This window comes from Aurantimicrobium minutum (assembly GCF_029892845.1).
Taxonomy (GTDB): domain Bacteria; phylum Actinomycetota; class Actinomycetes; order Actinomycetales; family Microbacteriaceae; genus Aurantimicrobium; species Aurantimicrobium minutum_B.
The window spans coordinates 21,381-45,382 of the sequence record NZ_JARXVT010000006.1 but is presented as its reverse complement, the minus strand read 5'-3'; the positions used below and the strand labels follow the sequence as shown (position 1 = coordinate 45,382).

General features: G+C 56.0%; 24 protein-coding genes. 9 read left to right on the top strand and 15 right to left on the bottom strand.

The features are described 5' to 3' along the window. Nucleotides 1-6: 6 nt before the first annotated feature. From M2118_RS07890 to M2118_RS07855, 8 genes are all read left to right on the top strand, one after another. Nucleotides 7-927 (top strand): DMT family transporter, encoded by a 921-nt coding sequence (locus M2118_RS07890; protein ID WP_280795397.1) that lies wholly within the window; start codon nucleotides 7-9, stop codon nucleotides 925-927. A 36-nt stretch (nucleotides 928-963) separates the two neighbouring features. Continuing rightward, on the top strand, nucleotides 964-1,518 hold the full coding sequence (gene pyrE, locus M2118_RS07885) for an orotate phosphoribosyltransferase (protein WP_280795396.1): 555 nt from the start codon (nucleotides 964-966) through the stop codon (nucleotides 1,516-1,518). Nucleotides 1,519-1,520: 2 nt separating this feature from the next. Continuing rightward, on the top strand, nucleotides 1,521-2,156 hold the full coding sequence (locus M2118_RS07880; protein WP_280795395.1) for a TrmH family RNA methyltransferase: 636 nt from the start codon (nucleotides 1,521-1,523) through the stop codon (nucleotides 2,154-2,156). Between the two features lie 9 nt (nucleotides 2,157-2,165). Further along, complete coding sequence (locus M2118_RS07875; protein ID WP_280795394.1) at nucleotides 2,166-2,786, top strand: class I SAM-dependent methyltransferase; 621 nt, start codon at nucleotides 2,166-2,168, stop codon at nucleotides 2,784-2,786. 100 nt (nucleotides 2,787-2,886) lie between these two features. Next, on the top strand, nucleotides 2,887-4,173 hold the full coding sequence (locus tag M2118_RS07870; protein ID WP_280795393.1) for an adenylosuccinate synthase: 1,287 nt from the start codon (nucleotides 2,887-2,889) through the stop codon (nucleotides 4,171-4,173). Between the two features lie 84 nt (nucleotides 4,174-4,257). Continuing rightward, complete coding sequence (locus M2118_RS07865; RefSeq protein WP_280795392.1) at nucleotides 4,258-5,172, top strand: DMT family transporter; 915 nt, start codon at nucleotides 4,258-4,260, stop codon at nucleotides 5,170-5,172. A gap of 24 nt (nucleotides 5,173-5,196) precedes the next feature. Continuing rightward, nucleotides 5,197-5,499: a chorismate mutase gene (locus M2118_RS07860; protein ID WP_280795391.1), complete on the top strand. Its 303-nt coding sequence runs from the start codon at nucleotides 5,197-5,199 to the stop codon at nucleotides 5,497-5,499. 3 nt (nucleotides 5,500-5,502) lie between these two features. Then, nucleotides 5,503-5,961 carry an HtaA domain-containing protein gene (locus tag M2118_RS07855; RefSeq protein ID WP_280795390.1) on the top strand — a complete coding sequence of 153 codons (459 nt, stop codon included), beginning with the start codon at nucleotides 5,503-5,505 and terminating at the stop codon, nucleotides 5,959-5,961. A gap of 91 nt (nucleotides 5,962-6,052) precedes the next feature. Here M2118_RS07855 and M2118_RS07850 read toward each other — a convergent pair whose 3' ends face one another. The 12 genes from M2118_RS07850 to kynA form a co-directional block, all read right to left on the bottom strand. Further along, nucleotides 6,053-6,253: a hypothetical protein gene (locus M2118_RS07850; protein ID WP_280795389.1), complete on the bottom strand. Its 201-nt coding sequence runs from the start codon at nucleotides 6,251-6,253 to the stop codon at nucleotides 6,053-6,055. Between the two features lie 18 nt (nucleotides 6,254-6,271). Next, nucleotides 6,272-6,589: an AIR synthase-related protein gene (locus tag M2118_RS07845; protein WP_432418397.1), complete on the bottom strand. Its 318-nt coding sequence runs from the start codon at nucleotides 6,587-6,589 to the stop codon at nucleotides 6,272-6,274. A gap of 56 nt (nucleotides 6,590-6,645) precedes the next feature. Then, nucleotides 6,646-8,193 carry a hypothetical protein gene (locus M2118_RS07840; protein WP_280795388.1) on the bottom strand — a complete coding sequence of 516 codons (1,548 nt, stop codon included), beginning with the start codon at nucleotides 8,191-8,193 and terminating at the stop codon, nucleotides 6,646-6,648. A gap of 145 nt (nucleotides 8,194-8,338) precedes the next feature. After that, nucleotides 8,339-8,971 carry a response regulator transcription factor gene (locus M2118_RS07835; protein ID WP_280795387.1) on the bottom strand — a complete coding sequence of 211 codons (633 nt, stop codon included), beginning with the start codon at nucleotides 8,969-8,971 and terminating at the stop codon, nucleotides 8,339-8,341. A 4-nt stretch (nucleotides 8,972-8,975) separates the two neighbouring features. After that, entirely contained in the window at nucleotides 8,976-12,542 is a 3,567-nt protein-coding gene (locus tag M2118_RS07830; protein WP_280795385.1) for a beta strand repeat-containing protein, read from the bottom strand. A 384-nt stretch (nucleotides 12,543-12,926) separates the two neighbouring features. Beyond that, on the bottom strand, nucleotides 12,927-15,218 hold the full coding sequence (gene purL, locus M2118_RS07825) for a phosphoribosylformylglycinamidine synthase subunit PurL (RefSeq protein ID WP_280795384.1): 2,292 nt from the start codon (nucleotides 15,216-15,218) through the stop codon (nucleotides 12,927-12,929). 51 nt (nucleotides 15,219-15,269) lie between these two features. Further along, nucleotides 15,270-15,752 carry a DUF3817 domain-containing protein gene (locus M2118_RS07820; RefSeq protein ID WP_280795383.1) on the bottom strand — a complete coding sequence of 161 codons (483 nt, stop codon included), beginning with the start codon at nucleotides 15,750-15,752 and terminating at the stop codon, nucleotides 15,270-15,272. 5 nt (nucleotides 15,753-15,757) lie between these two features. After that, entirely contained in the window at nucleotides 15,758-16,459 is a 702-nt protein-coding gene (purQ, locus tag M2118_RS07815) for a phosphoribosylformylglycinamidine synthase subunit PurQ (RefSeq protein ID WP_280795382.1), read from the bottom strand. Then, nucleotides 16,459-16,707, bottom strand: coding sequence for a phosphoribosylformylglycinamidine synthase subunit PurS (gene purS / locus M2118_RS07810; protein ID WP_110234659.1), 249 nt, complete (start codon nucleotides 16,705-16,707; stop codon nucleotides 16,459-16,461). The genes purQ and purS overlap by 1 nt, the downstream gene beginning before the upstream one ends. 44 nt (nucleotides 16,708-16,751) lie before the next feature. Next, the gene (locus M2118_RS07805) at nucleotides 16,752-18,002 is read right to left on the bottom strand and encodes a kynureninase (protein ID WP_432418396.1); all 1,251 of its coding nucleotides are present in this window, start codon (nucleotides 18,000-18,002) and stop codon (nucleotides 16,752-16,754) included. Next, complete coding sequence (locus M2118_RS07800) at nucleotides 17,999-18,961, bottom strand: amidohydrolase family protein (protein ID WP_280795380.1); 963 nt, start codon at nucleotides 18,959-18,961, stop codon at nucleotides 17,999-18,001. The genes M2118_RS07805 and M2118_RS07800 overlap by 4 nt, the downstream gene beginning before the upstream one ends. 9 nt (nucleotides 18,962-18,970) lie before the next feature. Then, nucleotides 18,971-19,819, bottom strand: a complete 849-nt coding sequence (gene kynA / locus M2118_RS07795) for a tryptophan 2,3-dioxygenase (RefSeq protein WP_280795447.1) — start codon at nucleotides 19,817-19,819, stop codon at nucleotides 18,971-18,973. A gap of 130 nt (nucleotides 19,820-19,949) precedes the next feature. Between kynA and M2118_RS07790 the strand changes: the two genes are divergently transcribed. Next, a complete protein-coding gene (locus M2118_RS07790; RefSeq protein WP_280795379.1) occupies nucleotides 19,950-21,587 on the top strand; it encodes an alpha-glucosidase in 1,638 nt (545 codons plus the stop codon). Between the two features lie 9 nt (nucleotides 21,588-21,596). On the opposite strand, the gene M2118_RS07785 is transcribed toward M2118_RS07790, so the two are convergent. Genes M2118_RS07785 through M2118_RS07775 form a run of 3 tightly spaced genes read right to left on the bottom strand, consistent with a single transcriptional unit; the run spans nucleotide 21,597 to nucleotide 23,922 of the window. Continuing rightward, on the bottom strand, nucleotides 21,597-21,809 hold the full coding sequence (locus M2118_RS07785) for a heavy-metal-associated domain-containing protein (protein WP_280795378.1): 213 nt from the start codon (nucleotides 21,807-21,809) through the stop codon (nucleotides 21,597-21,599). A gap of 17 nt (nucleotides 21,810-21,826) precedes the next feature. After that, entirely contained in the window at nucleotides 21,827-23,320 is a 1,494-nt protein-coding gene (locus M2118_RS07780; protein WP_280795377.1) for a multicopper oxidase family protein, read from the bottom strand. Next, on the bottom strand, nucleotides 23,320-23,922 hold the full coding sequence (locus M2118_RS07775; RefSeq protein WP_280795376.1) for a DUF305 domain-containing protein: 603 nt from the start codon (nucleotides 23,920-23,922) through the stop codon (nucleotides 23,320-23,322). Before M2118_RS07775 ends, M2118_RS07780 begins: the two co-directional genes overlap by 1 nt. Between the last annotated feature and the right edge of the window lie 80 nt (nucleotides 23,923-24,002).

Here is a 24,002-nt window from a genome sequence, read left to right as displayed (position 1 = left end):
GGAGGGATGAAGACATCTCGCCTCGCATTGTGGTCACTGGTTTCAGTGGCTGCGATGTGGGGCGTTGCCTTTGTCGTGATGAAGCCGGCAATTGAGCAGCAGCCCTTCTTCGACTTCCTCGCTATTCGCTTCACTATTGCTGCCGCAATCATGTTGGTGATCAAACCCAAGGTGATCCTTGCACTCAAGGGCAAGATGCTTGCTGTGGGAGCTGTGCTGGGAGTTGTGCTGGGCCTGGCCTACGTCACCCAGACCATTGCACTCGAGATGACCACCGCGGCCATCACGGGATTCCTCACCGGAACCTACGTTGTGTTGACCCCCGTGCTGGGTTGGTTGATCTTCCGCCGCAAGGTGGGAATCAAGGTAGCAATTGGTGCCGTGCTGGCACTCATTGGTCTGGGTCTTATCTCCATCACGGGTGTCTCTATCGAGGTTGGTCAGATCTGGGGAATCATCTGTGCTGTTCTCTATGCCCTGCACATCGTGGGCTTGGGGCGCTTTAGTTCAGGACTTGATTCCTATGCGCTGACATTTGTCCAGCTGCTCTTCGTCGCAGTGGTCTGTTGGATCGGTGCCCTGCCCGATGGCTATCAAGGCCCACCCACGGTTGACGTCTGGATGGCAGTGCTATTCACTGCGATCTTTGCCACCGTTATTGGCTTTTTTGTTCAGACCTGGGCGCAAGCCCAGATGGAGCCCTCTAGAGTTGCCATCATCTTGACCCTCGAGGTCGTCTTCACAGCAGTTGTTTCGGTTGGTGTGGGACAAGAAGTTCTGGCGCTGAAGACCATCATCGGCGGGGCATTTATGGTCGCCGCCATGGTGATCGTGGAGATGCCCACGCGGGGACGGAAAGAACACATCGCAGGAACCCCCGGTCCCGAAGATGAGGACATCGTTCCTCTTGAGCCTCTCGCCCACTAGATATATCGGCTCTCTCGGGGCCGATAAACTGAAGTCATGACTTCTGCACGCGAACAGCTGATCAACTTCATTAAAGAAGAAGCCGTCTTCCACGGTGACTTCACGCTCACCAGCGGCAAGAAGGCCACGTATTACGTGGACATGCGCAAGATTTCTTTGGATCACCGCGTTGCCCCACTGATCGGACAGGTCATGTTGGACGTGCTGGCGCAGATTCCCGATGTGGACGCTGTGGGCGGTCTCACCATGGGCGCAGACCCCATCGCAACCGCAGTGCTTCACCAGGGCGCTGCCCAGGGCCTGACCTATGACGCCTTTGTTGTGCGCAAGGAGCCTAAGGATCACGGCCGGGGTCGTCAGGTTGAAGGACCCGACCTGGTGGGCAAGCGCGTCGTTGTTCTTGAAGACACCTCGACAACCGGTGGCTCACCACTGAAAGCTATTGAAGCTCTCGAGAAGGTTGGCGCCGAGATTGCTGGTGTTGCTGTGGTCGTCGACCGTGCGACAGATGCTCGTCAGCGCATTGAGACTGCTGGCTACCCCTACTTCTATGCCATTGGTCTCGAAGACCTCGGTCTCGAACCTCAGTAGTCGTGACTGACCTTCCAGAGTCACCCACCCACGAACTGAGCACCTCCGGTGTTGGTCCGTGGATTGGTGAACTCCCGGAAGACCCCTGGTTCGACCCTGAGCTCCTAGAAAAGGGCGATACGCGTAACGTTATCGACCGCTATCGCTACTGGACCATGGAAGCGATTGTCGCGGATCTCGACGAGAAGCGTCACCCGTTCCATGTCGCCATTGAGAACTGGCAGCACGATATGAACATCGGTTCAATCGTGCGCTCAGCCAATGCTTTTGGTGCAGACACTGTCCACATCGTGGGACGCCGTCGCTGGAACAAGCGCGGTGCGATGGTCACCGACCGCTACCAACACGTGGTTCACCACGACACAGTTGCTGACTTGGTCGAGTGGGCGAAGGCAGAGAACATGCCTATCCTCGCCATTGACAATGTTCCTGGCTGCGTGAAAATCGAAACCTTTGACTTGCCCGAGCGTTGCTTGTTCTTGTTTGGCCAAGAAGGCCCCGGGCTGTCTCCCGAAGCCATCGAAGCTGCAGAAGCAGTGATTGAAATCACGCAGTTTGGTTCAACCCGCTCCATCAATGCCAGTGCGGCAGCTGCTGTGACCATGCACTCATGGGTCATGCAGCACGTGACGTTCTAAAGGGGCACCATGACTACTCGGAACTCTCCTGAAGCCTGGGATAAGCGTTATGCCGAGGCAGAGATGGTCTGGTCGTTGGAGCCCAACGAGTTTGTCGTTGAGTACCTCTCCGATATTCCTGCTGGCAAGATGCTGGACCTGGGTGGCGGTGAAGGCCGCAATGCTCTCTGGTTTGCCAGCCGCGGTTGGCATGTGGAGAACTCCGACTTCTCCGCTGTGGCCGTGGGCAAGTTCTTGCAGCGCGCTGAGCACGAGGGGCTGACAGAACTCTGCACCGGCACGGCAGTTGATGCCACCAACCCTGAGTCCTGCGTGACCAAGCCCGTTGATCTGGCCGTGATGGCCTATCTTCAGATTCCTGCTGCAGACCTCGTTGCTGCGATTGCCACGGCAGCGCAGAGCCTGCGCTCGGGCGGCACGCTCTTTGGTGTGTGGCACGCACGTGAAAACCTTGAACACGGCTTCGGTGGTCCGCCCAGCCCAGAGCTCAACCCGACACAGGATGAGCTCCGCTCCGCCTGTGATGCCCTCGGATTAAACGTGCACACGCTGACGCTGCGGGATCGTTTCTTTGTCTCGGGTGGCGAAGAGCGCAAGGCCATTGACGTTGTGCTACTTGCCACTACTTAGCCTGAAGTAACCGCAAGAAAGAGGCGTTATTTAGCCGGTAGAATGAATTACTGGCAGGTCGCAGTTGCACAGGCCGTTCTAACGACGAGGGGATATCGTCATGCCAGCAATCGTTCTGATTGGTGCCCAGTGGGGCGACGAAGGTAAGGGTAAGGCTACCGACCTTCTTGCTGAACGTATCGACTACGTTGTGAAGTTCAACGGCGGTAACAACGCTGGTCACACCGTCGTTATTGGCGACGAGAAGTATGCCCTCCACTTACTTCCCTCCGGCATTTTGACTCCCGGCGTTACCCCCGTGATCTCCAACGGTGTGGTCATCGACATCTCAGTTCTTTTCGCTGAGCTCGACGCACTGAACTCACGCGGCATCGACACCTCGAAGCTGCGCGTGAGCGCAAACGCTCACGTCATCACCGACTACCACCGCACCTTGGACAAGGTCACCGAGCGCTTCCTCGGCAAGCGTCAGATCGGCACCACCGGCCGCGGCATTGGTCCCACCTATGCCGACAAGATCAACCGCGTGGGTATCCGCATCCAAGACATCTTCGACGAAGGCATCCTGCGCCAGAAGGTCGAAGCAGCGCTCGAGATCAAGAACCACTTGCTGGCCAAGATCTATAACCGTCGCGCCATCTCGGCTGATGCCGTGATTGAAGAACTACTTTCCTACCGTGAGCGTCTGGCACCCATGGTGGCTGACACTGCACTCGAACTGAACCAGGCTCTCGAAGCAGACAAGGTTGTGCTGTTCGAGGGTGGCCAGGCAACCATGCTCGACATAGACCACGGAACCTATCCTTTCGTCACCTCGTCGAACGCCACTGCAGGTGGTGCATCGACCGGTTCGGGAATTGGTCCTAACAAGATTGAGCGCGTGATTGCGGTCATCAAGGCCTACACAACCCGCGTGGGCGCAGGTCCGTTCCCCACCGAGCTCTTCGATGAAGACGGTGAATACCTGCGTGCCAAAGGCTTCGAGTTCGGCACCACCACTGGACGTCCCCGTCGCTGTGGTTGGTATGACGCCCCGATAGCTCGCTACACCGCACGCATCAATGGTGTGACCGACTTCGTCGTCACCAAGCTTGACGTTCTTACTGGCCTCGAGCAGATTCCGGTTTGTGTTGCCTATGACGTCGACGGTGTTCGTCACGATGAGGTTCCCGTGAACCAGAGCGACTTCCACCACGCCAAGCCCATCCTGGAATACTTCCCCGGTTGGACTGAGGACATCACCGGTGCACGTAAGTTCAGCGATCTTCCCAAGAACGCTCAGGACTACGTCACTGCACTAGAAGCAATGAGCGGTGCTCGATTCTCCGCTATCGGTGTTGGTCCTGCTCGCGATGCAATCATCGTTCAGCACGACCTCGTTGGCTAAAACCTCTCTCGTCTGACCTGCTGGTCAGATTGACTCGTTCGTTCATGCCCTAATGAACCTTGTCAGGTCTAGGCTGAAGAAGTTATGACCTCCACTTCTGTTGCCCACAAGCCTGGCCAGGCGCCCACCGTTGTCGTGTTCAAGTTCATTGCCTTAGCGCTGTTGTGGGGATCGAGCTTCTTCTTTATCAAGATCGCTCTGGACACCCTGAGTTGGGGGCAGATCGCGTGGTCGCGCGTTGTTGCCGGTGGAATTTTCATGTTGGTGTTCTGGCTGATTAGCCGTGAGCAACTTCCCAAAGACATCAAGCTCTGGGGACACATCGCCTTCGCAGGTGTCATTGGTATTGGAATCCCCTTCATCTTCTTCCCCTGGGCAGAGCAATACATCACTTCTGCTGTTGCCACAATCTATAACGGCCTCACCCCGATCATGACCGCGATCATTGCGGTCTATGTATTGCGCGTGGAGAACTTCAACCGCAATCAAGCAGTTGGTGTACTTGTGGGACTTGCAGGTCTTGTCGTTGTGATTGCGCCCTGGACCATTACTGACTTAGGCGGCAGCTTCTGGGGCCAGATTGCAGCACTTGGTGCAGCGGTGATGTATGGATTCTCCGGAACATACCTCAAGAAATACGTGTTCCCTCGAGGTGTCTCCTCGAAGTCCATCTCCATTATTGAAGTGGGCGCAGCAGCGATCTTCATCTTGTTGCTGACCCCCTTCCTTGCCACGGGACCTGTCACTATCGACTGGACCACCATCATCGCCATTAGCGTTATTGGCTTTGGTGGAACAGGGCTGGCCTATCTCTGGTTCAACGATGTGTTGGATTCATGGGGCCCCACTCGTGCTTCTTCCGTGACCTATGTCATGCCCATCGTGGGTGTCATGTTGGGCGTTGTCTTTTTGGGTGAAACCTTGCACTGGTATGAGCCCACAGGTGGGGCGATTGTCATCCTGGGTGTTCTGATTATGCGCAGGCAGGTCAAGAACTAATCCCTCCTGCGCTAACCTGAAAGCATGGCGCAGAACGAGATGACCCCTGAGGTTGCCCAAGAGCTCGCAGGTATTCGCGAGAGCATCGACAACATCGATGCAGCTCTCATTCACATGCTCGCTGAGCGTTTCAAGTTCACCCAGAAGGTGGGCAAGCTCAAGGCCACCAACGATCTTCCCCCCTCAGACCCCGAGCGTGAGGCCCGCCAGGTTGCGCGCCTGCGCGCACTGGCGGAAGAGGCCAACCTCGACCCTACCTTCGCGGAGAAGTGGTTCCACTTCGTGGTGGAAGAGGTCATTCACCACCACGAACAAGCTCGGGGCTAAACCATGAGCGACTTTGAACTGCACTGGTCTGTCAAAGACAGCCTCATTGCCTACATCTCTGGTTTAGAAGATGGCACCGTGGAAGCTCTCGAGCCTGCGACCAGAACAGAGTCCGGTTTCACTTTCGCACTCAACGAGGTTGCTTCAGACTTCAACGCTGATACTCACACCGGTGAGCTACAGTTCCTGGGAACTGCTCACTTCACCGGCCACTGGGGCATGATGAACATCACCATCAAGGACCCTCGTATTGAGCTCACTTCAGGTCATGGAACGTTGTCTATTGCGCAGGGAGGAATTCTCTCTCCGGAGGTTCATGTTCCCTTTGTGAATGTGAACGTCATTCCTGGATCACACCCACTCATGCTGACAGCTGCATTGACGGCAGAAGGCCGTGGCGTGATGGGTGAGCAATACAGTGTGGGGCAAGAACTCAGCACAGTGACTCTGGTTGCTAAATAACCCTTGCCAACAGGGTTATTTATCTGAGAAACTCAAATTCTTCGGGTGGGCCCCTGCAATGGGACCTGCTCGAAGCTCGTTAAGCCTGTACTTAGTTTTGGTCTAAGTCCTTGAGCTGCGCCGTTCCTGTCTTACCAATGAGGTTCTCCTGGTAAGAGTCAGCAGCCGCAACAAGCGGCTCAGCAACAGCCTTGAGGCGCTGCCCCTTCTTCGCTCTGATGAAGCGCACCACGAGCCCCACAATAATGGCTGCCCAAAAGACACCAATCAGAATGGCAATAAATGGATCCATGGTTCCCCCGAACCGCTGTTAGCCGAAGTACTGAGGCAGTGTCTCGTTGCTACGCTGACGAATCTCAGCGACAGAAACCTCGAACAGACCCTGTACGTCAAGCTTAGCGTCGTCCCCTCCCAGATCGGTCACACCGATACGGAGCACGGGGTAGTTGCGGGCTTCACAGAGTCCCAAGAAGCGCACGTCATCTTCTCGAGGAATTGAGACGATCACACGACCGGTGGACTCAGAGAACAGCGCAGTGGCAGCGTCTACGCCGTCACGCTCGATGATTTCATCGAGCCAGATGCGTGCGCCATCTTTTACCCTGACTTTGCCGAGAAGTGGTTCCACTTTGTCGTCCGGGAGGTCATTAAGCACCACCAGGCCATCGCTAACGGTGATAAAGCCTAACTTGCCGAGCTCTCTAAAAGAACCTCGAGTTCGGTCTGGTTCACTGCCCGTCGCGTGAGGCTCCACGAGTTTGCTGTTGAATCAAACAAGGTCGTTCCCAACCCTGAATGGTTTCCAACCGGACCTTTCCCGTTGTCTATGCAGTGAATCGAAACGTCAGTCGTCGTGGCACCCGATCCGATTGAGATGTTTATTTCTGTTGCCGAACCGTGACGCACGGCGTTGGTCGTGCCTTCCTCGACTACCAGTACCGCAGTCTTGCGAAGATTGCGGTCTCTGTTGAGTAATCGTTCGATTGATGGGTCTACCGAAAAGCGGACCTCAGCGAGACCTTTCCATAGGCCTTGAATTGATTGCAGTTCGGTCGAAATGTCCGACAACTCTCGCTGAGATGAGACTGTCAGTACTTCATCGAGAATGGCGTATAGCTCATCCTGAGCAGGTGAGATGTCTGCCGGCGCCCCGTCCGCCCCCAGGCGCAGAGCCACTGAGAGCATCCCATTCTGCACACGACTATGCAAGTAGTGAGCCAATTCGCGATTCTCGAATTGTTGCTGCGCCGACATCGAATATGCCTGCGCGGTCTGTTCTGAGAGCTCGGTCAGTTGCGCACGAACATCCTTCTCCTCATTTTGGGCTGCACGAATAGTCCCTAGGATCAGGCCAGACAAGACAAAAAAGAGAAGCAAGAAGGTCACCGCTCCCCAGCGCGGGTAGTCGGGCAGAGGGCCGAAGATAAGAATGCTTATGGCGTCAAGAGCAAAAACAAGAAAGCCGTTCACCAGCGCGAAGGCCATCACGCCATAGGTACCGCCCCGATTCGGGAGGAACTGTGCGAGCCAGAGGATGCCAAATACGATCACCGCTTGAACGAGCAAACGGAGTAGTCCGTTTAATATCCCTGCGTACCAGAGCTGGGGAGCGATGAACGTGATGACGTAGGCAACGGTTGTCCCTACCGGGGTGAAACGGTAATCCCTCCAGACAATGCGAATAAGGTCGGGGATGCGGAAGCTGGGCAACGACTGTCGAACTTGCTCAGAAAGAGTTCGACTCAGCGGCCGTAGCTCATTGTCGATGATGGTGTTAAGTGTTCGGTTGAGTTCGAGCGGGTTGCGGGCGTGGGAGACCGATGTTCGGGTGAGTTCAACGAACGACGAAATGTCTTGGTCGTAGGAGCGGTTCTTTGAAGAGCCACCGAGGGCGGGTCGAAACTTTCGGAGCACGAGCTCGCGAGCCAGGGCATCCCGCTCGCGTTCATAGCGGGCGAGCGTCGCATACAACACTGAGATGGCGGGAATGAGCCATGCCCCCAGTACGGCAGAAATGGCGATTCGCGGGCCGATGCCATCGAGGGGCCCGTGTGTGATGCTGACGGCGACGAGAGTGGTAACCACGGCTTTAATGGCACCGACAGCAGCTCCAAACGCACTGACGAGCAAGAGCGGGATTGGCTTCGCCTGACTGTTTCGAAACACGCTCGCGTTCGACAGAGCCATCAATCCCACGGCTGAGAGAACTCCAGCCGAATTGGCGAGTGCCATCAAGGCAAACTCGCTAAGCGAGGTCAGCCCCGGCGTCGCAAAAACCGATGCCACGACCCAGATGGGTCCGACCCACAGGTAGGCCGGAAGGTAGTTAAACCACCGACCTCCGGCCTCGTCGCTCAGACGCGAAAATCTAGTCGTGCTACGGGCCACTTAAACCACTGGCTTCGAAATAGGCGCGCGCGAGCATGACGCGCTGGTTCGCATCTGCCGAGGAGGGAATCTCCAGCGCTTTAACTAGTCGTGCAATTAGTGATTCGACCGTCTTGACGGTTGTCTGGCGAATCCTAGCAATTTGCTGGTTAGTGTGACCCTCCGCGATCAACCTCAGCACGTCATGTTGCGTATCAGTAAGGTTGGCTAGTTTCGGCTGATTAGCATGCGCAGGTTTGACGGTATGTGAGCGCACAGCGATTGCAAGGGCTCGCACGAGGTCATCAATGTGTGTCACGGAACGCTTGGTGATGTACTGGGTCCCAGCCGGGGGCTCCGACATGGTGGCGCTGAGCATGCGGGGATCGTCGTAACTGGTCAGGATGACGATTCCGATGCTGGGGTCGTTCCGCCTCAGAGCTTTGGCCAGGTCGATACCGGTAGGGCCGGGGCCCAGGTGTAGATCGAGCACGGCGGCGGTGGGCATCCAGTCTTCGGCCTTGGTGGCAGCGGCGCTGGCCAGTGCAGTGTCAAAGACGTCGAAGTGCTCCTCGCGAAGAGCCGCGGCAATGCTCAGGCGCGTGAAGTCGTCGTCTTCAACAACGAGCACTCTAATGTTCACTGTTTCAGTATGTCCTGCGACGACGCCAGATGACTATAGCGATACCCACGAGCAGAAGCAGCGCTCCGGCGGTGAGGGTCGTGAAGACTCGCGCAGTGGCTAGACCGGTATTCGACAAGCGTGCGACCGAGGGCTGCAATGCATCCCATGCAGCGTTTGCTTCGGCCTCTGTCGTATAGACCCCAATTATTGTGTCGGATTGGTCAGATACGAACCAGAGTTTTTGAATCTCGGTGACGCTGTTCGATGCTGTCGAGCTCACTTCCACACGGTGCACTCCGGCTGCCACTGCAGGAATGGTGCCGCTGAAGATCACAGCGGCGGACCCATCGGTCGCACCTGAACCCAGTGTCACCGGAGTCGAGTGAACCTTAACGTTCCACGACGAGCCGACTTGCCGGTCGGTTTGCGTTATGTTCACGGCGCGAGTGACTGCGTTGATGCTCAGAGGTGCTGCATTGATGGCATTCCAGCTGGCGTAGAGGGTCGTTGCCGCTGTGATGTTTGAGCCGGTACTGAAGTCGTAGGTGGGGCCGGATGCGGAACCCGTGTGCCACGTATCCATGGCATAACCCGCCAACGTCGGATCAGTTGGACGATCGGGTCGCGAACCGTATCCGACCTCTTGTTGGGTGACACTACTGCCGCTACCGCTGTTGAAACTCACGTCGTAGTTGAAGGTGAATGTGACGGTGCCATTTTCTTCTGTTTTTGTGACCGAGCGAGCGGGTGCCCCATTAGTAGCTGTGGAACTTGACGTTGTGGGCGCAAAGCCACCAGTCGTGCCGCTCCCATTTGGAATGGGGGTGAAGGGGCTTGAAGTCAAAGTGACCACAGTGAGAGTTCCAGCGTCTGAGTAAGAACGGGGTAGGTAACCTGAACCAATCGCCGCACCGCTAACGGGCACGCCAGAGACAATACCTGGCGTTGCGATCGCCTGGGTTTTTCCTCCGCTCAAGGTTACGTTACAGCCGGTTCCAAGGAATCCAGCGCCGATTCCAGCCGCAACCTGGCCACCGGTCGCTGTCACATTTCCAGCACTAATCGAAATGTTGCCGCACGTTGTGGCCGCATACCCAGAGCCGATTCCAGCTCCATACGGGCCACCTGTTGCAGTAACGGCACCCCCGTTTATCTCCAGAGCGATCAAACCAGCACTCGGCATGGCACCATCGCCGATGCCAGCGCCGAATTCACCACCCATGGCATTTACGATTCCGCCATTGATAGTGATGTACTCACCTCGCCCGTTCTCTCCTCCGCCGATACCGGCACCATATGCGCCAGCCGTTGCAGAAACAAACCCATTGTTGATTACGGTGATGCCACCACGACCTTTGTTCCCCCCGCCGATTCCAGCGGCGCGAGAACCTCCCACGGCAGTTGTGACGCCGCCGTTAATAGTGGTCACACCACCGTTTCCTCGGTTGGCAGATACGGTGTAGCCTGCACCGCCACCAATTCCAGCACCGTACCAAGCTGCCGTTACGGTGATGACACCATCGTTAATTGTGGTTGCTCCACCGTCTCCGCCGTTGCCGCCGCCAATTCCTGCCCCGCTATAGCCCGCAATGACATTTACCTGCCCACCGTTAATTGTGGTTGCTCCACCCATACCACCGTCTCCGCCGCCGATTCCTGCGGCAAAAGCACCGCCTCTGGTGGTGACGTTTCCGGAGTTGATAGTGAGGGAACCCCCGGTGGCGCCATTCCCGCCACCAATCCCAGCACCGTTTGCGCCTCCAACAACAATTAATACATTGCTACCGGGATGTGAATCCTGAATCGTGAGATAGGCCCCCGTATTTTCAATTGCGGCGTGGTTGTCATCCGCGTCGGTGACGAAGAGAGAATATCCGTTCAAATCAAGCGTCACGTATGCGCCGGAGGACAGAGTGAGGTGCATGTTGGCCACAGAGATGATAGCCCCGAGGCAGACCACTTTCGGATTTGCAGACGAAGTGTTACTACTTGTTGCCGACGAAACCGACCCGATGAGCTCTGCCCAAGACGTTGGTTTGTTCTCGCTGCTACAGGTCGTATCGAGCATGCCCCAGCTGGCATAGAGCGTGGTTGCCGCGGTTATGGTCGTGCCAGAGCTGAAGTTGTATGTGGGTCCAGAAGCTGAATCTGTGTGCCAGGTATCCATGGCGTAGCCAGCGCGTGTCGGTGGCGCCGGTAGGGTGGGGCGCTGGCGATATGCCACATCTTGCTGGATGACACTACTGCCGCCACCGGTATTGAAGCTCACCGCGTAGTTGAAAGTAAAAGTCACGTAGTCGTAACCCTCAGTTCTGGTTACCGATGCCGCGGAGGCACTTGACGACGGTGTCGTACTTGTTGAAGAGGGCGCGTGTCCAGATGTACCACTTGTATCGAGATTGATCCATGAGATTGGGCTGACAGTGGTAACAGTGAGACTTCCCCCCTGCGAACCGCCGGCGCCACTCCCGATCTCAGCTGATGAACGCACCCACCTAATAGCTTGAATACGTCCACCACTAAGGGTCACATTTCCGCCATCTCCGCCATTTCCGCCGCCGATTCCTGCTGCATCGGCACCTCCTGTGGCAACGACGCTTCCAGCGGTAACAGTGATGCTGCCGCCGTTACCGTTACCGCCGCCGCCGCCGATTCCAGCCCCAGAGAACCCGCCCATTGCGGAAACATTTCCCCCGCCGATGGCGATGATGCCACCATCGCCATCAATTCCGCCGCCGATCCCTGCTCCGAAATCACCGCCGGTAGCGCTGATTGTTCCCCCGCTGATGGTGATGGTTCCGCCATTTTCACCAGCACTGCCGCCGATCCCTGCGCCGCTGAAACCGCCAGTAGCGCTGATTGTTCCACCACTGATGGTGATTGTCCCGCCGCCGCCGCCGCCGATCCCTGCGCCGCTGTTACCGCTAGTAGCGCTGATTGTTCCACCGTTGATGGTGATGGTTCCGCCATTTCCGCTATTACCCCCGCCGACCCCTGCTGCGCCGAATCCGCCAGTTGAGGTGATGTTTCCTGAGTTGATGGTGATTGTTCCGCCATCTCCCAGCCACCCGCCGCCGATCCCTGCTCCGAGGTTACCGCCAGTAGCGCTGATTGTTCCACCGTTGATGGTGATCATTCCGCCATTTCCGCCATTACCCCCGCCGACCCCTGCTGCGCCGAATCCGCCAGTTGAGGTGATGTTTCCTGAGTTGATGGTGATGGTTCCGCCATTTCCCCCGCCATTTCCCCCGCCAATTCCAGCAGCATAACCCCCTCCTGTTACCGAGATATTGCCACCGTTGATGGTGATCATTCCGCCATTTCCGCCATTTCCGCCGCCGATCCCTGCGCCGCTGGTTGCGCTGGGTGCGCCGGTTGCGATGATGGTTCCTGAGTTGATGGTGATGGTTCCGCCATTTCCGCCATTTCCGCCGCCGATCCCTGCTGCGCCATTTCCGCCGGTTGCGGTTAAAGTATTGCTTCCCGGGTTAGAGTCTTGAATCGTAAGGTGACCATCGACGTTGGTGTCGATACCGGCACCGGCCGTCCCACCCGAAATAGCTAACGAGTACCCACTGAGATCAAGCACTACATACTGTAAGTGTCCGAGCCGCAGATTTTGATCTGCGGGACCCACAAGATTTGCCCCAAGGCATACGACGTTTGGCGAAGCGCTGGTGCCCGTGTTCATCATTGCAATCTGCAGGTCTGCCCACGTCGTTGGGGTAGACGTACAGGTGGGAGGAGTGGCGTGTGCAGCCGTCGGTGTCATGACTACGCCGCCAAAAATGACGAGTGTGAATGCGGTGAAAACTAAGAACAATCGACGCAACGAACACGCTCCCTAAACCGGGGCATTAAGCCCAGGATTTCAGGCTAGGAGCGAGTCCTAGAGACCTTAAGGATGTGCGTGGAGGCGCCAGCAAAACACAGGGATAACCCTGCATGCCAAGAGAACTCAGTGATCTAAGAGTTAACCGAAGTACTTGGGCAGAGTCTCGTTGCTGCGCTGACGAATCTCAGCAACAGAAACCTCGAATAAGCCCTGAACGTCGAGCTTGGCATCTTCTCCACCCTGGTCGGTAACACCGATGCGCAGGACAGGGTAGTTGCGAGCTTCGCAGAGTCCCAAGAAGCGCACGTCATCTTCGCGAGGAACAGAGACGATGACGCGACCGGTTGACTCAGAAAAAAGGGCGGTTGCAGCATCTACGCCGTCACGCTCGATGATTTCATCGAGCCAGACGCGAGCACCCACGCCAAAGCGCATGACGGACTCAGCCAGTGCCTGTCCCAGACCACCATCACTGAGGTCGTGAGCAGAAAGAATAAGGCTCTCGATTGCAGCACCCTGAAGCAGGTCTGCCAGTTCCTTTTCTTGGGCCAAGTCAACAACGGGAGGAACGCCACCTAAGTGGTTGTGAATGGTGCCAGCCCAAGCCGAACCATCAAGTTCGGTGCGGGTGTAGCCGAGGAGGTAGATGTTGTTGCCCTCGTCCTGCCAGGAAGAAGGAATGCGACGAGCAACGTCATCGATAACACCCAGCACGCCCACAACAGGGGTGGGGTGGATGGGAGCGTCACCGGTCTGGTTATAGAAGGAGACGTTTCCACCGGTGACGGGGATCTCGAGTTCCAAGCAACCATCAGCAAGACCTTCAACAGCACGCTTGAACTGCCACATCACTTCTGGGTTCTCAGGAGAACCGAAGTTGAGGCAGTCAGTGACCGCTGCAGGAACAGCACCTGATACTGCCACGTTGCGGTAAGCCTCAGCCAGAGCCAAGCGAGCACCCTGGTAGGGGTCAAGCTGGCAGTAACGACCGTTGGCGTCGGTGGCGATAGCGAAACCGAGACCGGATTCTTCATCCACGCGGATCATGCCGGCATCGTCAGGGAAGCTGAGTGCCGTGTTACCCATGACGAAGTAGTCATACTGGGTGGTGATGAGGGACTTGTCTGCCAGGTTAGGGCTGGCAACGAGGGAGAGGAACTGGTCCTTGAGTTCTGCACCACTCTGGGGGCGAGCCAGCTTGTCAGCTGAGTCTGCCTGCAGAGCATCAATCCAGGTGGGGTATGCCACGGGACGCTCATAAACAGGACCGTCGATTGCGACGGTGCGGGGGTCGACGTTCACGATCTCTTCGCCTCCGTGGTGGATCACGAGACGACCGGTGTCGGTGACTTCACCGAGAACACTGGTTTCCACATCCCACTTGTTCACGACAGCCATGAACTGATCCAGCAGCTCAGGCTTGACCACAGCCATCATGCGCTCCTGGCTCTCCGACATGAGGATTTCCTCAGCGGTGAGGGTGGGGTCGCGCAGCAGAACGTGATCGAGCTCAACGAACATACCGCCGTCACCGTTAGAAGCAAGCTCACTGGTGGCGCAAGAGATTCCCGCTGCACCAAGGTCCTGAATACCTTCAACCAGGCCTTCGCGGTAAAGCTCGAGGCAGCACTCAATGAGTACCTTCTCAGCGAAGGGGTCACCCACCTGGACAGCAGGTCGCTTGGTGGGGCCAGTGGAGTCGAATGAGTCCGACGCGAGGATCGATGCGCCACCGATGCCGTCGCCACCGGTGCGCGCCCCGAACAGAACAATCTTGTTGCCCACACCTGAAGCATTAGCCAGGTGAAGGTCTTCGTGGCGGAGCACACCCACAGAGAGTGCGTTCACCAGAGGGTTGCCTTGGTAGCAGGAGTCGAAGTAGGTCTCGCCACCAATGTTGGGAAGGCCAAGGCAGTTGCCGTAGAAGCTGATTCCGCCAACAACACCGTGCAGAACACGAGGAGTGTCAGGGTGGTCGATTGCGCCAAAGCGGAGCTGGTCCATCACAGCAACGGGTCGTGCACCCATCGAGATGATGTCACGGACGATTCCACCCACACCGGTGGCAGCGCCCTGGAAAGGCTCAATGTAGCTGGGGTGGTTGTGGCTCTCCACCTTGAAGGTGACAGCCCAGCCCTCGCCGACGTCGACAACACCGGCGTTCTCGCCCATGCCAACCATGAGCTTTTCCTTCATCTTTTCGCTGACCTTCTGGCCAAACTGACGAAGGTAGATCTTTGAAGATTTGTACGAGCAGTGCTCACTCCACATCACGGAGTACATCGCCAGCTCACCTGAGGTGGGGCGGCGGCCGAGGATCTTGCGAATCTCTGCGTACTCGTCATCCTTGAGTCCCAAGGCGCCATAGGGCTGAACCTTGTCTGGGGTTGCGATGGCGTTGTCTACGGTGTCGGCGACGTGGGTGCTCACGCGTCGGTCCCTTCGTTGTGGGTGATGTGGAAAGTGTGTGAGCCCATGGCTTTAGCGTCCTCCAGGAGGACCAAGGATGAGCAGGGTGGAGAAGACGGCAACAATCGCCATCACAATGACGAGGATCAGCAGCACTGGGCGAGCAAGGAACCAGCGGAACAGTCGGTCCAATGCCTTCTTGTCACGTGGGTCATCAGTTGCCTTAGTACGCCATGGGCCTTCGAGTGCTCCTCGCTTGGCCTGAACCAGCTCAAAAGGAATAGTGGCATAGGGGAGTATCGCGGTGATCACCGCGAGTAGACCCAGCCAGAAACCCCAACGTTGGTTGAATGCAACCAAGATCGAGGTTGCACCATAGCTAATGAACACCAAACCGTGCAGACCACCGATGGTGGTGAACAGGGTCTGGTCAATGCCTGTAGTTGCGCGAAGGATCAGCCCGGTGATGAGCAAGGTCCAGGTGCAGGCTTCTGCAATGGCCAGCACAAAGTAGAGCTTGCGAGGAGTGAAACCTGACTTGGTAGATGTGCTCATGGCGCTTATGCCTTGGAGAGGATGGTGCTCTGAATGACAGAGGTGAAGAACTTGAGGCCGTCAAGACCAGAACGCATGGCCTGAGCAGTGTCGGGACCGAAACCGGGCTCAACTGCGTGCTCGGGGTGAGGCATCAGCCCCACGACGTTGCCCGCTTCGTTAGAAACACCCGCAATGTCATCGAGTGAACCGTTGGGGTTCATGCCGACGTAGCGGAAGGTGACCTGACCGTTGTCTTCAATGCGCTTGATGGTGTCTGCATTAGCAACGAAACGGCCATCTGCATTTTTCAGCGGAATGATGATCTCTTCACCCTGGGCAAAGTCTGTGGTCCACGCGGTGTTGTTGTTTTCCACAATCAGTTTCTGATCGCGGCGAACAAAAGTGCCACAGTCATTACGGCCGTGAGCGCCAGGAACCAAGCGAGCTTCAGCAAGCATCTGGAAGCCGTTACAAATACCCAGGACAGGCATGCCCTTGTGAGCTGCATCAATGACCTCAGCCATGATGGGAGCGTGGCTGGCAATAGAACCTGCACGCAGGTAGTCGCCGTAGCTAAAACCACCGGGAAGAATGATGGCTTCAACGCCTTCGAGGTCGTGTGCACCGTGCCAGAGAGCAACAGGTGTTCCACCCGCGAGCTTCACCGCACGCTGGGCGTCACGCTCATCAAGTGAGCCGGGGAAGGTGATGACTCCGACGCGCATTACTTGGCCTCGGAGATGCTGACGACATCTTCGATGACCGAGTTCGAGAGGATGTCCTCTGCGATGGTCTTGGCTGCTGCGAGAGTCTCAGCAGTGACGGGGCCGTCAACGGTGAGCTCGAAGCGCTTGCCGATGCGAACACCGGAGAACTGGTTGTGACCAAGGCGGGTAAGCGCACCAGCGACTGCCTTGCCCTGGGGGTCAAGAATTTCAGCCTTGGGCATTACCTCGACGACGATGGTGGGCATGGGGGCGACTCCAGCGGTTTCGCGAGTAAGGGAATACCTCAATCCTACCCGAGTGAGAGCAGTGTCTCTTTGACCTTTTCCATGCCGAGGAAGACTTCTTCGAAAGAAGTTGTCAATGGAGACAGGCCAATGCGCAAACCGTGTGGATCACGGTAGTCAGGAATGATGTCTTCCTTCCACAACAGCGCATTGACTTCTCGCATGTGAGGGTGGTTCAAGGTGACGTGACCACCACGCTGGGCGGGGTCGCGAGGCGTTGCTACAGTCACTCCCAGAGGTGCGAGAACCTCGTCGGTGTAGTCGATCACGTATTGGGTCAGTAGCAATGACTTCGCACGAACTGCTTCGATACTGACCTCGCCGATGAGTTCAACAGGGTCAATCATGGCCTGCATACCCACGACGGGAGTCGTGCCCGTGATGAAGCGGCGCAGGTCGTTCTCAGGGTCATAACCAGGGCCCATGAGGAACATGTTCTTGGTGCCCCACCAGCCTTGGATGGGCTGTTCAATCTGGGTCTGCAAATCCTTGCGCACGTATGCCCAGGCTGGAGCACCGGGACCGCCGCAGAGGTACTTGTAGGAACAGCCCACAGCAATATCGACGTTCCACTTGTCTAGTTCAACAACAACGGAACCCACAGAGTGGCTGAGGTCCCAGACAATCAGCGCACCGGCATCGTGAGTGATCTTGGTGATGGCTGGAGCATCTGCCATAAAGCCAGAGCGGTAGGCAACGTGGCTGAGGAGAACCAGGGCGGTGTTGGAGTTCACCACGGCAGCAACCTGCTCAGGGGTCACGCCGGAGTGAGTGTCTGCTTCGATCCAGACCAGAGTCATCTTGAGCTCGTCTGCAATACCTTCCAGGAGGTAGCGGTCGGTGGGGAAGTTGTCGGTATCCAGCACAATCTCCGTGCGACCGGGACGCGCACCAATGGCAGCACGTGCCATCTTGTAGAGAAGCACACTGGTGGAGTCGCCGACAAAGGTCTGTCCAGGTGCGGCACCGAGGGCTGAGGAACCAATCTTGTTGCCGAGCTGCAGAGGCAGGTCTAACCACTGCTCATCCCAGCTGCGAATGAGACGTGTTCCCCAGTCGTGACGCAGGAAGGCAGCAATGCGATCAAAGCTGGCACTCATTGGGCGACCCAGAGAATTGCCATCGAAGTAAGCCAGAGGCATCCCGGGTGTTGAAGACTGGGTAGCTTCATCGGTGCCAAAGAACTTGGCACGGTGGGCGGCTAACGGGTCAGCAGCATCAAGTTCTGCAGCACGGGTTTGGAAACTAGTCATCATGACTCCACTTCAGTGTTTTCGACGATACGCGCAGAAGCTAGCCACGTGCTGAAATCTGCACAGTTGTTGTCTGACATCTCAGAGATAAAACTCATTCGGCATGGAGAGAAACCACCCAGCAGTTGTGGCTGGTGATCCCACCACGCGGTGATGGACTCCACAACTTGTGCAGGGGAGAGCCCACACTCCTGCAGGGCAGTGAGCTCACGAACATTGATGCCCAGAGGCAACGGCCCATTACCCATGTCCGTGCCATAAAACACTGTTCCACCTGCAGCAGCAAATCTACGTAGATTGGCGCAGGCCACATCAAAGTCAGTGCCGTAGTCGCCATAACCATGAATATCGAGGGTGCTCATCCAACCCAGGTTGTGAAGAGCCGCATATTCAATGAGTTCATCCGAGAGAACCTCAGTAAACGGAGTGTGAGCCAGAACGACTAGACCAGAGCGGATAGCTCTTTCAGCTTGCCCGGCACCCTCGGCATGAATCACGGGGAAGCGACCGGTCTCTAGCGTTGAACTCACCAGCTGGGAAAGTACCTCGTCAGAATGCACGGGGCCTGCGTCAGCGTTGAGAGTGATCTTGATTGCTTTCACGCCGGCAACAACCTGGTCAGCCACAGCGTCTGCGCTGTTCTCAACAAAGACTGTGGCATCCGTCGGTGCCCAGGAACGATCAGAAGGGTAGCCGCCGGGAGCCGCAAGGAAGTTTCCTGCATATTCCACGTCTAACCCAGGGATACTTCCGGACGCCCATTGTTTCTGTTCAGGAATGGACCACCCCAAATCCAGAACACGACCGATGCCGCCAGAGGCGAGGCCTTCCGGCTCAACGAGTCCGAGGTGCACATGGGCATCACCAAAGAGCGGGAACAGTGTTCCGCGCTCGCCGGATGACAGGCGCACAGAAACCCCAACCCCATAGGGGTTGCCAGGTTTCTGAACTTCGGAGCTCATGAAGGAGAACTACTTGCCAATCTCGGTGCGCACGGCAAAGAGTTCAGGGAAGAAGGTGAGCTCAAGCGCCTTCTGTAAGAAGGGTGCACCAGACGATCCGCCGGTCCCCATCTTCATACCGATGATGCGTTGCACGGTGCGCAGATGACGGAAGCGCCAGAACTGGAAGTTCTCTTCCAAGTCGACGAGCTCTTCACAGCTCTCGTAGGCTTCCCAGTGCTCGTCGTGGTTGTTGTAAATCTCAATAAAGACCGGCATGAGCTCTTCAGAGAACGTCCATGCTTTGGTCACATCGCGCTCCAAGATGGAGGCAGGAACGTTGTATCCCTTGCGGGAGAGGTAACGCAGGAACTCGTCATAGATGCTGGGGGAGTTCAGTGCAGTAACCAGAAGTTCTTGCGCAACAGGATCTGCGTCAAAGACGTGGATCATCTTCTCATTCTTGTTGCCCAGCATGAACTCGATAGCTCGGTATTGGTAAGACTGAAAGCCACTGGAGTTACCGAGCTTGTCGCGGAACTGGGCATACTCGCTGGGAGTCAGCGTGGCGAGGACAGACCATTGCTCAGTGAGAGTCTTCTGGATGTGTTTGAGACGAGCCATGCACTTGAGTGCTTGCCCGAGGTCGTCGTTGCGAAGGTAGCTTGCAGCACCAATAAGTTCATGCACCATCAACTTCATCCAGAGCTCAGTGGTCTGATGCTGAATGATGAACAGCAGTTCATCGTGGTGATCACTCAGGGGCTTCTGCGCTGAGAGAAGAGTGTCGAGATCGAGATAGCCGCCGTAGCTCATGCGGTCAGTGAAGTCGGTGACGACTGTTTCTTCAATATCGCGGGTGTTGTTTTCTACGCCCATGGGTGGGACCTCCTTGTGGGAACTCATTCACCCTAGCCAGAACAGTTCATTCTTCGTCAGTGCTGGCGAGAAAAAGTTTATGAAGCCCCACACACCAATACAGTTGTTTCTTGAGACAACGAGGAGACACATGAGCATCACCCTGGGTAAAGAAGACTGGTGGAAGGGTGCCGTCGTGTACCAGATCTACCCTCGCTCGTTCGCTGACTCGAACGGCGACGGTATCGGTGACATCCCCGGTATTACCTCCAAGCTGGACTACCTGGCTGACTTGGGTGTGGATGTGCTGTGGCTTTCCCCTGTCTACAAGTCCCCTCAGGATGACAACGGTTACGACATCTCGGACTACCAAGACATCGACCCTCTCTTTGGCACGCTCGATGACATGCGTCACCTCATCGCTGAGACACATGCCCGCGGCATGAAACTCGTGATGGACCTGGTGGTCAATCACACTTCTGATGAGCACGCCTGGTTTGTGGAGAGCTCCTCTTCATTGGATAACCCCAAGCGTGATTGGTATATCTGGCGCGATGCTGTTGACGGCCACGAACCCACCGATCACCAGGCTGCTTTCTCTGGCTCGGTCTGGCAGTGGAATGAGAAGACCCAGCAATACTTCCTGCACATCTTTTCCAAGAAGCAGCCTGACCTGAACTGGGAAAACCCCGAAGTCCGCGCAGCTGTGTATTCGATGATGAATTGGTGGCTCGAGCAGGGCGTGGATGGCTTCCGGATGGATGTGATCAACCTCATCTCCAAGCACCAAGATTTCTCGGCTGCTGATGACCTGTTCGGACCCTGGATGAACGGGCCTCGTATTCACGAATTCCTGCAAGAAATGAACCGTGAGGTTCTGCGCGACAAGGGTTTGATTACCGTCGGTGAGATGCCCGGCTGCACGGTGGAGCTTGCTCAGCACTACACCGCACCAGAGCGTCACGAGCTCAACATGGTGTTCACCTTCGAACACATGGATCTTGACACCAACCCTGACGGCTATGGAAAGTGGGACTTGGTTCCCTTCACCGTGAAGGCACTCAAAGAGAATCTGAATAAGTGGCAGAAGGGTCTCGAGCAGGTTGGCTGGAATTCACTGTATTGGAACAACCACGACCAGCCACGTATTGTCTCGCGCTGGGGTAATGACTCAGCAGAACACCGGGTGAACTCGGCTAAGGCCTTTGGCACCGTGCTGCACTTGATGCGAGGAACGCCCTATGTGTATCAGGGTGAAGAGTTTGGCATGACCAGTGCTCACTTCACCAAGCTGAGCCAATACAGAGATCTGGAAACCCTCAACTGGGCTGCAGAGGCTCCAGAGATGGGCATCTCGGAGGACTACGTCCTCAAAGCCGTGGGCTACAAGGGCCGCGACAATGCCCGCACGCCCGTGCAGTGGGATGACTCTGCCAACGCAGGATTCACCACGGGTGAACCTTGGATCTCGGTCAACTCCAACTACCCCGAGATCAACGCAGCAGCTGCTGTTGATGACGCCGACTCCGTCTTCCACCACTACCAAAAGCTCATCGCCATGCGTCATGGCATGGATGTAGTGGTCAATGGTTCGTTTGACATGCTCTGGATAGAGCATGAGCAGCTCTTCGCTTACACGCGTGAGCTAAACGGTCGAGTGTTGACGGTTGTTGCGAACCTCTCTGATGAGACGGTGTCACTACCTGGGGCAGTCGCAGGCGATGCCGTGCTTGGTGTGAAGTCAGAGGCGCTTGCTCCGTGGCAAGCTTTCGTGACGTTGCAGAACTAAAGAGCAGGTTTAGTTCATTGCGACGGCTGGATATCCAGCCTTATCGATAGCAGCGATGATCTCATCTTGAGGAATAGAGGAGTCGCTTTCGACGGTCACTGTGCCGCTGGGTAAGTCAATGGAAACAGATGTCACGTGTGCAAGCTCGGACACTTCCCTGGTGACGCTTGCTACACAGTGTTGACAGGTCATCCCTGTAGCGGTGAATGTTGCTGTTGTCATCGAATACTCCTCATTTGTCAGGCAGGGTTGGCTTCAATAATGCCCATCATTCCTAAATCTTCATGATCGAGAATGTGGCAGTGGTAAACAGCTAGTCCGTCGAATCGGTCGAAATTCATGCGAACCACACTGCGCGAATTTGCGGGAACGTTCACCACATCTTGGTATTCAACATCTGTTACCGAATTGTCCCCGATAGAGAGGACCTGCATCGGCCACACGTGGAGATGGAAAGGGTGATCCATTGTGGTGGAATTCACAATCGTCCACTCTTCCACGGTGCCCAGACTGACCGACGTGTTAATGGTGTCCATGTTGAAGGGTTCACCATTGATAGTGAAGCCGCCATTCATATTTCCCATCCCACCCATTCCGCCCATGGCGGGCATGGCTAAGGTGAACGCCCGCTCTGCTGCGATTTCACTTGATCGAAGATCCGGACCTGACTGTTGTGGCGGAATTGAATCCACCGAGCCGGCTTGTGAGTCGTCAGGGGTAAAAGTTGCGAGCGGGTAATTGGAATATTCCTGGGTAGATGCGCCCATCATCATGGCGTCAGGGTGTGGCACCGTGGTGTAACTCAGGGCTACAGGTTCTGCTCCCATGGTGATGAGGAGGTCCGCCCTGTTGCCTGGAGCGAGGGAGACTTCTGTTATCTGGCGGGGAGTAGAAAAGCGACCAGAGTCTTTTCCTAACAAAACAGCTGAGCCACCGGAGAAACTCAGTGACAGATACCGAGACGTGCATGAGTTCACAATTCGCCATCGTTCAACAGCATTTTGTTGAGTTGAATACGAGGGCTGAATTTGTCCGTTGAGCAAAAGTATGTCGCCTTCGCGACCCATCATTTTGCTCATCATGTTTGCGCCTGAGACGTTGCCATCACTCTGGATTGAAATATCTGAGATAACGAGAACACGTTCTGTGGTGACAGGAATCTCTTTAGGGTCCTCAATAACTACTGCACCATAGAGCCCAGCAAATACCTGATCAGCGGCCATGCCGTGATGATGCGGGTGATACCAATAGGGACCTGCTGGATGGTCTGTATCGAGAAGATATTCGTAAGTGAAAGTTTCACCGTTCGCGATGTGAACAAAAACGTTGTCACTATTTCCAGAGGGGGAGACATGGAATCCATGCATGTGGAGATTTGTGGGTTCGCCAAGATTATTTGTGAAGTTCACCGTAATCAGGTCACCCGGTTTGACCATCAATGTGGGGCCGGGGGTGGTGCCGTTATAGGTTTTTAGTCTGGCTACTTTGCCTGCAACGGTGACTTCGGTATACGAGGCGATGAGGTCCACGGTGAGTTTGCCACCGGAGCTGCGGAGAATCTCTGGTTCTTTGCCAGAACCAAGCTCTGTTCCGACTTTTGGAGTTCCCTCAATATTTTGTCCCACGGTGGTTCCCAGCCAATAGCCACCACCGAGTACGGCGAGTGCTCCAACAGCAGTACCGCCTGCGATAAGAACTGTTCGGCGAGAAATACCCGTTTCAGCGGTAGTCATTACATCGCCGCCAGCATCTGCTTCATCTTTTCGATTTCAGCGGTTTGGCTGGTCACGATGTTGGCACCAAGTTCTTTTGCCTCAGCATTGTTGGAGTCAGTGATCATCTTGGCCATTTGGATTGCACCCTCATGGTGGGCAATCATGCCTTGGAGATAGAGCTTGTCGAAGGCTGCACCTTGGGCGTTCTCCAGTGCAGCCATCTGCTCATCGGAGAGCATGCCACCCATTCCCATGTCATGACCCATCTCCATCCCAGCACCTGCTGAATCTATCCATGCCGTCATTTGTTCAATCTCAGGAGCTTGGGCATCTTTGATTTGCTTGGCAAGAGCCAAGATTTCAGGGTTAGTGGTGTGGGTCTCAGCAAGCGTGGACATGTCCACTGCTTGCTGGTGGTGAGGAATCATCATCTGCGCGAACATGATGTCTGTTCCGGAGAAGTCGGAGGCGCTCTGGTTGTTCCCCATCATGCCGTCGTTCATCATTCCGTTTGAGTCGGAATTAGTTCCGCCCAAATTGATGGTGCATCCAGCGAGAGCAACGGCTCCTGCGAGAGAGAGGGCAGCGATTCCAGCGATACGGGATTTCTTTTCAAACATGGTGTTTTCCTTTACGTCAATAAAAAAGTGTGTGGATTTTTGTGCACACAAGCAACGTGCGTCGCCTGTGCACGGTGACG

Excerpts from the sequence above, each read along its gene's own strand:
- M2118_RS07890 (WP_280795397.1), top strand. The coding sequence starts at position 7 with ATGAAGACATCTCGCCTCGCATTGTGGTCACTGGTTTCAGTGGCTGCG.
- pyrE (WP_280795396.1), top strand. The coding sequence starts at position 964 with ATGACTTCTGCACGCGAACAGCTGATCAACTTCATTAAAGAAGAAGCC.
- M2118_RS07875 (WP_280795394.1), top strand. The coding sequence starts at position 2,166 with ATGACTACTCGGAACTCTCCTGAAGCCTGGGATAAGCGTTATGCCGAG.
- M2118_RS07870 (WP_280795393.1), top strand. The coding sequence starts at position 2,887 with ATGCCAGCAATCGTTCTGATTGGTGCCCAGTGGGGCGACGAAGGTAAG.
- M2118_RS07865 (WP_280795392.1), top strand. The coding sequence starts at position 4,258 with ATGACCTCCACTTCTGTTGCCCACAAGCCTGGCCAGGCGCCCACCGTT.
- M2118_RS07860 (WP_280795391.1), top strand. The coding sequence starts at position 5,197 with ATGGCGCAGAACGAGATGACCCCTGAGGTTGCCCAAGAGCTCGCAGGT.
- M2118_RS07855 (WP_280795390.1), top strand. The coding sequence starts at position 5,503 with ATGAGCGACTTTGAACTGCACTGGTCTGTCAAAGACAGCCTCATTGCC.
- M2118_RS07850 (WP_280795389.1), bottom strand. The coding sequence starts at position 6,253 with ATGGATCCATTTATTGCCATTCTGATTGGTGTCTTTTGGGCAGCCATT.
- M2118_RS07840 (WP_280795388.1), bottom strand. The coding sequence starts at position 8,193 with ATGGCACTCGCCAATTCGGCTGGAGTTCTCTCAGCCGTGGGATTGATG.
- M2118_RS07820 (WP_280795383.1), bottom strand. The coding sequence starts at position 15,752 with ATGAGCACATCTACCAAGTCAGGTTTCACTCCTCGCAAGCTCTACTTT.
- purQ (WP_280795382.1), bottom strand. The coding sequence starts at position 16,459 with ATGCGCGTCGGAGTCATCACCTTCCCCGGCTCACTTGATGAGCGTGAC.
- purS (WP_110234659.1), bottom strand. The coding sequence starts at position 16,707 with ATGCCCACCATCGTCGTCGAGGTAATGCCCAAGGCTGAAATTCTTGAC.
- M2118_RS07805 (WP_432418396.1), bottom strand. The coding sequence starts at position 18,002 with ATGATGACTAGTTTCCAAACCCGTGCTGCAGAACTTGATGCTGCTGAC.
- M2118_RS07800 (WP_280795380.1), bottom strand. The coding sequence starts at position 18,961 with ATGAGCTCCGAAGTTCAGAAACCTGGCAACCCCTATGGGGTTGGGGTT.
- kynA (WP_280795447.1), bottom strand. The coding sequence starts at position 19,819 with ATGGGCGTAGAAAACAACACCCGCGATATTGAAGAAACAGTCGTCACC.
- M2118_RS07790 (WP_280795379.1), top strand. The coding sequence starts at position 19,950 with ATGAGCATCACCCTGGGTAAAGAAGACTGGTGGAAGGGTGCCGTCGTG.
- M2118_RS07785 (WP_280795378.1), bottom strand. The coding sequence starts at position 21,809 with ATGACAACAGCAACATTCACCGCTACAGGGATGACCTGTCAACACTGT.
- M2118_RS07780 (WP_280795377.1), bottom strand. The coding sequence starts at position 23,320 with ATGACTACCGCTGAAACGGGTATTTCTCGCCGAACAGTTCTTATCGCA.
- M2118_RS07775 (WP_280795376.1), bottom strand. The coding sequence starts at position 23,922 with ATGTTTGAAAAGAAATCCCGTATCGCTGGAATCGCTGCCCTCTCTCTC.